Here is a 9,916-nt window from a genome sequence, read left to right as displayed (position 1 = left end):
GTGTTCATCCGGCAGGGAAAACCGTTCGGCCACGGCCCCGCACAACGCTGCGGGGCCGTGGCCGTCGTCGTTCCAGGGAAGGGGGCGTCTCACATCGAGGCTGCGCCGGAGGCGAGGGCGACGATGCCGACGACGGTCATCAGGAGCGTCGTGCCGGGGTGCATGGTGATCGAGATGCGGATGTCCTGCTTCTTCCAGGCCAGCCAGACGCCGGGGTAGAGGAAGACGAGCTTCGACAGCACCGTCCAGGGGGCCCAGAAGTGGTACACGGAGAACAGGAGGGTGTTGAAGATCGGGGCCCACTTGCCGAGCTGCGGCAGGCGGGGCAGCAGGAAGCCGCGGAAGTAGTGCTCCTCGATCAGCGGCAGGGTGAAGCCGGTGAACGGCCCGCAGACGAGCAGCGTGGTGAGCACGACGGCCTGCGGGTAGCCCTGGAGGTAGGTGGTGCCGTCGGGGCCGGCGCCCTGGTAGTCCACCCAGGTGAAGAACCAGTCGTAGACGAGGTTGTCCAGCGGGGTCAGCGCGAGCGAGACGACGGTCATCCACACCAGGCACGCGCCCCCGAGCCACATGACCTTGCGGCGCGTGAGCGGCTTGCCGCGGTAGCGGACGACGCCCTCCATCGTGAAGCGGCCGGTCCGCTTCCTGCCCAGCCACAGCAGGAACAGCTGGACCGGGAAGAGCACGATCGCGAGGGCCATGGCCCACGCCGCGAAGATCGGCGCGCCCATCGCCCGCACCAGCGGGGCGGCGACGAACGCGTACACGGCGACGATGGCCGCGCCGGGCACCAGGTGCAGTGCGATGGAGAGCGGGATGGAGTGGCGGTCCGCGAGGAGCTTCGCGACGAAGCCTGTCGGGTGGGCGCCGGCCGGGGGCCGCGTTGCTGTGTCCATGCCGGCAATCGTGGCCGGGCGACCCGACACGGCCCTGACATCGTTCTGACACGGCTTCGAGCCCCGTGAAAGGCACACGTCACGAAGGGGCGGCGGGGGAGGCGTAGATCAGGAAAGGTCGATGGGGGTCAGGGTTTGAGTCGCCACAGCGCGGGCCTGATGTCCTGGGCCCACCGCTTCGAGCCGATGCCGCCGAGTGCGTAGATCTCGCCGCCCGGCGAGGCGGCCAGGTCCGTGATCGCCGGCACCCCCTTGCCGACGGGCGCCCGCTCGCGGGTCCAGCGTCCGTCCGACAGATGCCAGAACATGCCGGAGCCCGTGGCCGCCCACAGCCCGCCCCGTCCGTCGGGCACCACGTCCACGAACGGATCAGGCCGGTCGACGGGGCCCCACCAGCAGCTCCAGCGGCCGGCGACGTTGCGCGTCACCACGCTCCTGGACATCGTGACGTCCTCCTGCTCGTGCTCGACCCAGCTGTACGTGCTCGCGACCCAGAACTCCTCCGGCCCGGTCCGCGCCACACCCGCGATCCGCGTCCAGGGCCTGTTCGGGTAGGGGGCCTCGGCGCCCGGAGGCAGGAGCATCCCGTCCGGCAGGGGGATGGCCTGCCAGCCGCGGTCCGTCCATCTCGACAGCTGGATCTGCCCCTGCTCCGCGTCCGGGTCGGAAGAGGCGATCGCCCACGGCTCGTCGGTGCTGCCCGACAGCTTGTAGCTGTAGGAGTGCAGGGGCGCGGTCTGCCAGGCCGTACCGCTCCAGCGCATCGAGCGGTCGCCGAGCAGCACCCAGGCCCCCTGCGCGGCCGGCTGCTCGCCGCGGGCGGGTGGCGCCCCCAGGTCCACCTGCTCACTTCGCCAGGCGCGGCCGTCCCAGGTGGACACGGTGTAGGTCGCCGGTGGGGCCTCGGGGGACATGGGCGGCGCGCTCTCGACGAACACCCAGGCCTTGTCGGCCGATGCGGCTCCCAGCCGGACCGTCGGGTCCTTGCCGAGCGGGAACGTGGGAAGCTTCTTCCAGGACGAGCCGGTCCACTGCACCGGCCACTGGGCGGGGCCGGTCCCGCGGAGAGCCCAGAGCGCGCCGTCCGGGGTGACCGTCGCCTCGGCGAGCTGTCCCTCCGCCGTCTCCGTCCAGGCCAGTTCCCAGGACGAGCGGGGCAGCGTGGTGGGGTGCAGCTGGTCGACGTGCTTGCCGGGGGACGGGCAGGTGCCGCTGCTGTTCGTCATCGGCGGTCCCAGCCGGTCGGTCAGCACGTCCAGCTCGGCGGACGCCGTGGTCGCCGGTGGCGCGGGCCGGCCCGTCGCGCACGCCGCTAGCAACAACACACCGGCTAATGGGGCCAAGCGTCGCACTTCCCTCTCCTTGCCTCGCCATCGTGTCTCATCACGAACTTACGGCGAGGTCGCGTGGAGGCCGTCACCTTGCCGGTCTCAGGCGGGCCAGCGGCCGGTGGTCTTGGCGGCCTCGATCGCGGCGTGGCCCGCCGGGCGCATCCGGCCGGCGGCAGTCAGCGCCTCGGCCTTGGCGACGTTGATGCGGGACCAGGGGCTCCGGCGGGCGCGCGGCGAGTAGCGCTGGAGGTAGTGGTCGCCGTCGAAGGCCCTGCGGTGGCTGTCGATCCAGCCGTGGCACAGCGCTTCGTCCAGGGCCTCGTCGAGGGTGACGGTGGTCGCGGCGCTGTTCTTCTTGGCGATCAGCAGCCAGACGTCGGCGGCCGTCTCGTGGTGCTCGGTGAGCCAGGACTTCCAGGCGGCGGCGTCGTCCAGGCGCAGGGCGTCGTCGGTCATCGTGGTCAGCCCTTCCGGCTCGCGAGGACGTTCAGGTAGTGGTGGTTGATCATGATGCCGAGGATGTTGCCGAAGGGGTCGCGGACCGAGGCGGTGGTGAAGCCGGGGCCGCGTTCGGTGGGCTTGTCGTAGGGGGTGGCGCCCATCTCCAGCAGCCGGTCCCAGGTCGCCTCCAGGTCGTCGACGGCCCAGTAGACGATGGCGCCGCCGTCTTCGGTGCTCCAGCTCTGGGGGGCGAAGCGGGCGTCGATGATGCCGAGCTCGTGCTGGTAGTCGCCGACGCGGAACTCCACGTAGACGGGGTCGCCCTGTTCGGGGCGCTGGAAGTAGGCGGGGATGCCGAGGAGGTCGGCGTACCAGTCGCGGGCGGCGGCGACGTCGTGGGCGTAGAAGCTGATGGTGGTGAGTCCGCGGAGCATGTCCTCGCGCCTTTCGTTGCGGTGGCTTGTGAGATCGATGCTTCCAGGCAAAGTGCTCATCGAATGAGCACTTTTTCTGGCATCGTCGAAGCCATGAGAGCGGATCGACTGGTGGCCGTCCTGCTGCTGATGCAGTCGCGCGGACGCGTGACGGCGGCGGACATCGCCGCCGAGATGGAGGTCTCGGTCGCCACGGCGCGCCGTGACCTGGAGGCCCTGTCGGCGGCGGGCATCCCCGTCTACCCGCAGGCCGGGCGCGGCGGCGGGTGGGCCCTGCTCGGCGGCGCCCGCACCGACCTGTCCGGGCTCAAGGCCTCCGAGGCCAGGGCGCTGTTCCTGCTGCTCGGCCCGGCCGCGGCGATCGCGCCCGAGGCGAAGGCGGCGCTGCGCAAGCTGGTACGCGCCCTGCCCTCGACGTTCCGGCAGGAGGCCGAGGCGGCGGCGGACGCCGTCGTGGTCGATCCGGCCCGCTGGGGCGAGCACCGCCGTACCCGGCCCGTGCTCGTCAACCTGCTGGAGGACGCGGTGGTCCGGCGCCGGAAGGTGCGCCTCACCTACTCCGGACGGGAGCGCGTCGTCGCGCCGTACGGCCTCGTCGACAAGGACGACACCTGGTACCTGATCGCCGGCACCCCCGACGGGCAGCGCACCTTCCGCGTCGACCGGGTCACCGACGCCGAGGTCACCGACGAGCCGGCCGAACGCCCGGCGGACTTCGACCTCGCGGCGGCCTGGGACGAGGTCGTCACCGCGATGGAGGCCCGGCGCGCGACGACCACGGCCACCGCGACCATCGAGCCCCGCTACCTGCGCGTCCTGCGCGACCGCTTCGGCCGCCACTGCGAGGTGATCTCCCACGGAGAGCGAGTGCGCGTCACGCTCACCGCGCCCACCGCGCTGGACATCGCCCGCCAGCTCGCGGGCTGGGGCGACCTCGTCGTCGTGGAGGGCCCGGAGTCCGTCCAGCAGGAGCTGACGAAGCTGGCCACGCAGCTCACAACGCTGTACGGCGGCGTCTGACGGCCCCTACCGGGCGGTGTCGCGGCGGTAGGTGTAGAGGATGAGGCCCTCGTGGAACCTGCCGATCTTGTCGTACAGGGCGCGGGCCTGGGCGTCTTCGAGGGTGTTCCAGTAGAGGCTGGGGTAGCCGTGGTCCTTGGCGTCGCGGGCCACCCACTCGATCACCGCCGTCGCGATGCCCCGCCGCCGGAACCCGGCGTCCACGAACAGGTCCGCCATGTAGCACCTCCCGGCGTACCAGACGCTGGCGTGGAACAGGTAGTGCGCGATGCCCACCATTTCGCCGTCCAGGCGGGCGGTGATCCCGCGGGTCTGCTCGTCGTCGATCAGGCGTCGCCAGGTCCGTTCGTAGGCGTCGTCGTCGCGTTCGGTGTCGAAGTAGGCGTCCTGCCCGCGGGCCAGCACTTCCCAGCGGGCGCGGTCGGGTTCGGTCAGGAAGTCGATCTCCAGCATGGCGCCATCCTGCCGTAGGCCGGCGGTCAGCGGGCGCGGACGAGGGCGAGCATCTCGTCCACCGAACCGGCCGGATCGGTGATCGGGAACTGCACGGCCCGGACGACCGCGTCGGGGTCGACCAGCAGCGTGAGGCGCTTGAATCGGTCGACGCCGGCCGTCCGGAAGGTCGGCAGCAGCAGCCCGGCGGCGAGCCTGTCGTTCTGGTCGGACAGGAGGGGAAAGGGCAGTTTCGCGTGCGTGACGAACGCGGCCAGCTGGTCGGGGCGCTGGGTGCTCACGCCGCGGATCGTGGCGCCCGCCGCCTCGAAGTCGGCGAACCGTGACGCGTAGGTGAGAGCCTCCAGGGTGCAGCCCTTCGTCCCGGGGATGTCGGCCCAGCCGGGCGGGTAGTCCTGGGCGCCCGGGGCGAACGCGCCGGGGAAGAAGTAGAGCACCGTCCAGACGCCCGGCGCGCTGGGCGCGACCAGCTCGCCGTCGTGGCGTTCCAGCAGGACGCCGGGGATCCTCCGGTCGGCCAGCTCGTGCACGCGACGGCTCTCGGCGGAGCCGTTCTCGCTGGTGGCGGTCAGGGCGCCGTCGCCCATCACGTGCCTCACGCCCCAGTCCTGGAGGGCGATGAGCGCCGGTAGCAGACCTTCGCCCTTCGCCGTCAGCACGTAGTCGTGGCGCGGGGGGCGGGTGGAGTAGGGCCGCCGTTCGAGCACGCCGTGTTCGACCAGCTTGGCCAGGCGTTCGGCCAGGGCCCGGCGGCTGACGCCGAGCTCGCGCTGCAGGCCGTCGAAGCGGGTGGTGCCGCCCGCGATGTCGCGTACGACCAGGAACGTCCACCAGTCGCCGATCACGCCGAGGGCTTGCGCGATGCCGCAGTCGGAGTCGGGGAGATCGGCGCGCTTCACGGGCTCCAGTATAGTGCGTTCCATTCTGGAACTTACTTGACGGAGGTGCGGGATGGGGATCGACGGCGGAGGTGGCGCGGCCGTCTTCTGGCGGTGGTGGACGGCCGGCACGACCAGCGCGGTCGGTTCGGCGGTCGGCGCGGTGGCGTTACCGCTGACGGCCCTGACCGTGCTCGACGCCTCCGCGTTCGAGATGGGCGTGATCGCCGCCGCCGCTTACGTCGCCTGGATCGTGATCGGCCTGCCCGCCGGGGTGATCGTGCAGCGGCTCCCGATGCGGACGGTGCAGGTCGCCGCCGACCTGGCGCGCGCGGCGGCGGTCGTGTCCATCCCGGTGGCCTGGTGGCTGGACGAGCTGACCATCGCCCAGCTGGTGATCGTGGCCCTGGTGACCAGCTTCGCGAACGTGCTCTTCGACGTCGCCAACGCGACCTTCCTGCCGTCGATCGTGAGCAAGGAGCAGTTGCAGTCCCGCAACAGCCTGACCTCCGGCACCCACGCCACCACCCAGCTCGGCGGGCCGTCGGTCGGCGGGCTCGTCGTCCAGGTGCTCGGGGCGGTGCCCACCCTGCTCGTGGACGCCGTCAGCTACCTCGTCTCGGCCCTGCTGCTGCGGACGCTGCCCGAACGCCGTCCCGAGACCCCCGATCGCCGGCCGCCGATGCGCGAGATGATCCGCGAAGGCCGGCGGTTCGTCGTGCGTCATCCGGTCATGGGTCCGTGCATGTGGGCCGCCACCGCGGTGAACACGGTCTGCGGGGCGCAGCACGCGCTCTACGCGCTCTACCTGGTACGCGAGCTGCACGCCGAGCCCGGCCTGGTCGGCCTGCTGCTGGCGGTGGAGGGCGTCGGCACGCTGATCGGCGCGGCGTTCACCAGCCGGCTCACGGCCCGCTTCGGCACCGCCCGTACGCTGGTCGGCACGGGCTTCGTCGTGGTGGCCGGGGCGCTGGTCATCCCGCTCGGCGACGGCTGGCCGGGCTTCGCCGCGTTCGCCGTCGGCAACGTGGTGTTCGCCGCCGGGGTCGTGGTGCTCAGCGTGGTGACCCGGACGTACCGGCAGCTCGCCAGCCCGCCCGAGCTGCTGTCCCGGGTGATGGCCACGGTCCGCTTCGTCTCCTGGGGCGCGATCCCGGTCGGCGGGCTGGTCGCGGGGGTGATCGCCGGGCTGCTCGGCGCGCGGGCGACTCTGATGATCTTCGTCGTCGCGGCCGTCTGCGTGCCGCTGGTCCTGCTGGCCTCGCCGATCCGGCGCCTGCGCGACCTCACCGACCATCAGGGGAGCGAGGAGAGCCCCGCCGCGCATGATGTGCCGATCACATGATGATTCGCGGAAGTGCCGGTGACGTCATGGCGATCTTGCGGCGTCAGGATCACAGCCATGAAGCGCATCCCCCTCTTCCTCTCCACCGCCGCGCTGCTGACGCTGGTCGCCACGCCGGCCCAGGCCGCCGCACTGCGCCCGATCGTCGTGCAGCCGTACAGCGACCTCACCGAGGGCGTCACCGTCGCCCCGGACGGCACGATCTACGTCGGCCTGCTGACCAAGGGCGAGATCAGGAAGGTCGACAGCACCGGCACCGACAGCCTGCTGGCCGCCCTGCCCATCGGCGAGGGCAAGCTGAACGGCCTGGCCACCGACCGCCAGGGCAACGTCTACGCCGCGCTCAACTCCGGTGCGGCCGCCACCAACGGCATCTGGCGGATCACCTCCTACGGCGAGGCCAAGCTCTACGCCGCGCTGCCGATCGGCTTCGCCAACGGCCTGGCCTTCGGCCCCGACCACGCGCTCTACGTCACCGACACCACGAACAGCGTCGTCTACCGCGTGACCGACGGCAAGGCGGCGGTCTGGGCCAAGTCGTCCCTGTTCGTCGACTCGGACGGCACCGGGGCGAACGGCATCGCCTGGCGTTCGGGCGCGTTCTACGTGGCCGTGTCGGACGAAGGACAGATCGTCCGCGTCCCGTACGGCAAGGGCGGCAAGGCGGGCGTGCCGACCGTGTACGTCAAGGACGCCAAGCTGGCGGGGGCCGACGGCGTGGCCTTCGACGTGCGCGGGCAGCTCTACGTGCCGAGCTACACGGGCAACACCCTCAGCATCGTCCGCACCGGCGGCGGCGTGGAGGTGCTGGCCGACAAGCTGGACAGCCCGGCCAGCCTGGCCTTCGACGGCAAGGCGCTCTACTTCGTCAACATCGGCGGCAACGGCGCGCCCAGCCTGATGAAGACCAAGGTCAAGCTCCCGGGCCAGCCGCTGCTGCGCGGCTGACCCCGCTCCCGCCGCCGCCGGACGGCGGGCCGATCAGGCCGAGGAACGCCGTGGCCGCCGCGGACGGGTGGGCGCCCCAGATCAGGTGCTCCACCCGTGCCGGGGCGTCGCGGAGCCGGACGAGGCCGAGGTTCGGGAAGCGGGGGGCGTAGGCGGCGGGGAGCAGGCCCACGCCGAGGCCGTGCCGGACGAGATCGACCATGAACTCGGCGGAGGTGACCTCGAAGGCGACCTCGCGGTGGACGCCGGCCGCCGCGAACGCCACGTCCGACTGGATGCGCCCGGCGTGCCCGGCGCGGAAGTCGATGAACGGCTCGTCGGCGAGGCCGCGCAGGTCGCTCTCGCCGCCCGCGAGGGGGTGGTCCGGGGCGACGACGGCGACCAGCTCGCCCCGGGCCAGCGGGCGGCTCTGGACGGCCTTCGGCTCCGCGCGGGTCGGCAGGCCGAGGAAGGCGACGTCCGTCTCGCCGCGCCGGACGCGTTCGATCAGGTCTTCGCTGCCGGCGGAGACCAGCGTGATGCGCACCCGCGGGTGCCGGCGGCGGAACTCCTTCAGCACGACCGGCAGGTCCACGGCGGAGACCGTGGGGATCGAGCCGACGGCGAGCCGCCCGCGGATCTCGCCGCTGGCCGCCGCGACGTCGGTCCGCACCCGGTCGGCGGCCTCCAGGCAGTCGCGGGCCGCGGGCAGGAACGCCTCCCCGGCCGCGGTCAGCCGCACGCGGCGGCTGGTGCGCTCGAACAGCCGGGCGCCCAGCTCCCGCTCCAGGGCGGCGATCTGGTGGCTGAGCGCCGACTGCACGACCCGGCAGCGCTCGGCGGCCCGGGTGAAGTTGCTGGTCTCGGCGACGGCGAGGACGTACCGCAGCTGCTGAAGCTCCATGGATCAATCGTGTCAGACGATCGATCGCGATGAAAACTATGTGTTGGACTCATCGATGGAGTGTCGGCAGGCTGGTCGCATGACGCAAACTCTTTCTCCGCAGGCGACGCGCTCCGCCTTCCGGGCGTGGGCCGGGGTCGCCGCGATCACGGCCAGCCTCTTCGTCTTCCTCACGACCGAGTTGATGCCAGTGGGGCTGCTGACCCCGCTCAGCGAGGATCTGGGCATCTCTGTGGGCGCGGCCGGGTTGATGGTGACGTTGCAGGGCGTGTCGGCCGGGCTGGGCGTGCCGTTCATCGTGGCGTGGTCGAGGCGGGTCAACCGGCGGGTGCTGTTGTCGGTCCTGCTGGCGGTGCTGGCCGTGGGCAACCTGGTGACCGGCATCGCGCCGAGCTACACGGTGATTCTGTCGACGCGGCTCCTGCTGGGCTTCGCCAGCGGCGTGTTCTGGGCCATCGGCGTGAGCATGGCGATGCGGCTGGTCGAGGAACGGCACGCCAACCGGGCCGCGGCCATCGTGATGTCCGGCATCTCGGTCGCCACCGTGGTCGGCATCCCGCTCGGCACCTTCCTGGAGAGCCTCACCGACTGGCGCACCACGTTCCTCATCTGGAGCGGGCTGAGCGCGCTGGTGTTCCTGGCGGTCGCCTCCGCGATCCCGTCGCTGCCGTCGGCGAACGCCGTCTCGGTCCGCGAGGTGTTCGGGCTCCCGCTGCGGAACGTGCCGCTGCGCATGGTGCTGTTCACGGTGGTGCTGTTCGTGCTCGGCCACTTCGGGGCCTACACCTTCGTCCGGCCCTTCCTGGAGGCCAACGCGGGCGCCTCGCCGCTGCTGGTGACCGGGGTGCTGATGGTGTTCGGGGTGGCCGGCGCGATCGGCAACTTCGTCGCCGGGCACACCGTGAGCCGCAGCCTGCGGGGCAGCTTCGTCGTCGGCGCCGCGGGGCTCGTGACGGCCATGCTGCTGCTGCTCGCGCTCGGCGGCAGCGCCACGGGGGCGATCGTGGCGCTGGTCGTCTGGGGGCTGTCGTTCGGGGTGGTGCAGCTCGCCCAGGTCAACATGACGCTCGCCGCCGCGCCGGAGACCTTCGAGGCGGCCATGTCGCTCAACACGATGGCGTACAACACCTCCATCGCGCTCGGCGCGCTCTTCGGCGGGCTGTTCGCCGACAACGTCGGCGTGACCAGCGTCGTGTGGTTCGGCGTGGCGCTGACCGCGGCCTCGCTGCTGCTCAACCTCGCCACCGGCCGGCGGACCTCGCGGTCCGTCCAGCCGGTCGCGTGAAC

General features: G+C 71.9%; 11 protein-coding genes. 4 read left to right on the top strand and 7 right to left on the bottom strand.

What is annotated here, in order from left to right:
• Positions 1–89 precede the first annotated feature (89 nt).
• The 4 genes from AB0J46_RS04940 to AB0J46_RS04925 all read right to left on the bottom strand — a co-directional run bounded on the left by AB0J46_RS04940 (position 90) and on the right by AB0J46_RS04925 (position 3,102).
• Positions 90–896: a CPBP family intramembrane glutamic endopeptidase gene (locus AB0J46_RS04940; RefSeq protein ID WP_364326522.1), complete on the bottom strand. Its 807-nt coding sequence runs from the start codon at positions 894–896 to the stop codon at positions 90–92.
• Positions 897–1,024: 128 nt separating this feature from the next.
• A complete protein-coding gene (locus AB0J46_RS04935) occupies positions 1,025–2,221 on the bottom strand; it encodes a hypothetical protein (protein ID WP_364326519.1) in 1,197 nt (398 codons plus the stop codon).
• A gap of 105 nt (positions 2,222–2,326) precedes the next feature.
• Positions 2,327–2,683: a hypothetical protein gene (locus AB0J46_RS04930; protein ID WP_364326516.1), complete on the bottom strand. Its 357-nt coding sequence runs from the start codon at positions 2,681–2,683 to the stop codon at positions 2,327–2,329.
• A 5-nt stretch (positions 2,684–2,688) separates the two neighbouring features.
• On the bottom strand, positions 2,689–3,102 hold the full coding sequence (locus AB0J46_RS04925; protein ID WP_364326513.1) for a VOC family protein: 414 nt from the start codon (positions 3,100–3,102) through the stop codon (positions 2,689–2,691).
• A 93-nt stretch (positions 3,103–3,195) separates the two neighbouring features.
• On the opposite strand from AB0J46_RS04925, the gene AB0J46_RS04920 reads away from it, so the two are divergent.
• Positions 3,196–4,122, top strand: coding sequence for a WYL domain-containing protein (locus AB0J46_RS04920; RefSeq protein ID WP_364326510.1), 927 nt, complete (start codon positions 3,196–3,198; stop codon positions 4,120–4,122).
• A 6-nt stretch (positions 4,123–4,128) separates the two neighbouring features.
• Here AB0J46_RS04920 and AB0J46_RS04915 read toward each other — a convergent pair whose 3' ends face one another.
• Together AB0J46_RS04915 and AB0J46_RS04910 are read right to left on the bottom strand one after the other, a co-directional pair.
• A complete protein-coding gene (locus AB0J46_RS04915; protein ID WP_364326507.1) occupies positions 4,129–4,575 on the bottom strand; it encodes a GNAT family N-acetyltransferase in 447 nt (148 codons plus the stop codon).
• A gap of 26 nt (positions 4,576–4,601) precedes the next feature.
• Entirely contained in the window at positions 4,602–5,474 is an 873-nt protein-coding gene (locus AB0J46_RS04910; RefSeq protein ID WP_364326504.1) for a winged helix-turn-helix transcriptional regulator, read from the bottom strand.
• A gap of 52 nt (positions 5,475–5,526) precedes the next feature.
• Between AB0J46_RS04910 and AB0J46_RS04905 the strand changes: the two genes are divergently transcribed.
• On the top strand, positions 5,527–6,798 hold the full coding sequence (locus AB0J46_RS04905; protein WP_364326501.1) for an MFS transporter: 1,272 nt from the start codon (positions 5,527–5,529) through the stop codon (positions 6,796–6,798).
• Between the two features lie 57 nt (positions 6,799–6,855).
• Positions 6,856–7,746 carry a hypothetical protein gene (locus AB0J46_RS04900; protein ID WP_364326498.1) on the top strand — a complete coding sequence of 297 codons (891 nt, stop codon included), beginning with the start codon at positions 6,856–6,858 and terminating at the stop codon, positions 7,744–7,746.
• On the opposite strand, the gene AB0J46_RS04895 is transcribed toward AB0J46_RS04900, so the two are convergent.
• Positions 7,712–8,629: a LysR substrate-binding domain-containing protein gene (locus AB0J46_RS04895; protein ID WP_364326495.1), complete on the bottom strand. Its 918-nt coding sequence runs from the start codon at positions 8,627–8,629 to the stop codon at positions 7,712–7,714. The genes AB0J46_RS04900 and AB0J46_RS04895 overlap by 35 nt on opposite strands.
• Before the next feature lie 79 nt (positions 8,630–8,708).
• On the opposite strand from AB0J46_RS04895, the gene AB0J46_RS04890 reads away from it, so the two are divergent.
• Entirely contained in the window at positions 8,709–9,914 is a 1,206-nt protein-coding gene (locus AB0J46_RS04890; RefSeq protein ID WP_364326492.1) for an MFS transporter, read from the top strand.
• Positions 9,915–9,916: the final 2 nt, after the last annotated feature.

This window comes from Nonomuraea sp. NPDC049758, from assembly GCF_040674635.1.
Taxonomy (GTDB): Bacteria; Actinomycetota; Actinomycetes; order Streptosporangiales; family Streptosporangiaceae; genus Nonomuraea.
Note: the sequence above shows the minus strand (reverse complement) of the source record. Positions and strands in the feature narration are given on the sequence as shown.

Coding starts and splice junctions, on each gene's coding strand:
- AB0J46_RS04940 (WP_364326522.1), bottom strand. CDS start 896: ATGGACACAGCAACGCGGCCCCCGGCCGGCGCCCACCCGACAGGCTTC.
- AB0J46_RS04930 (WP_364326516.1), bottom strand. CDS start 2,683: ATGACCGACGACGCCCTGCGCCTGGACGACGCCGCCGCCTGGAAGTCC.
- AB0J46_RS04925 (WP_364326513.1), bottom strand. CDS start 3,102: ATGCTCCGCGGACTCACCACCATCAGCTTCTACGCCCACGACGTCGCC.
- AB0J46_RS04920 (WP_364326510.1), top strand. CDS start 3,196: ATGAGAGCGGATCGACTGGTGGCCGTCCTGCTGCTGATGCAGTCGCGC.
- AB0J46_RS04915 (WP_364326507.1), bottom strand. CDS start 4,575: ATGCTGGAGATCGACTTCCTGACCGAACCCGACCGCGCCCGCTGGGAA.
- AB0J46_RS04905 (WP_364326501.1), top strand. CDS start 5,527: ATGGGGATCGACGGCGGAGGTGGCGCGGCCGTCTTCTGGCGGTGGTGG.
- AB0J46_RS04900 (WP_364326498.1), top strand. CDS start 6,856: ATGAAGCGCATCCCCCTCTTCCTCTCCACCGCCGCGCTGCTGACGCTG.
- AB0J46_RS04895 (WP_364326495.1), bottom strand. CDS start 8,629: ATGGAGCTTCAGCAGCTGCGGTACGTCCTCGCCGTCGCCGAGACCAGC.
- AB0J46_RS04890 (WP_364326492.1), top strand. CDS start 8,709: ATGACGCAAACTCTTTCTCCGCAGGCGACGCGCTCCGCCTTCCGGGCG.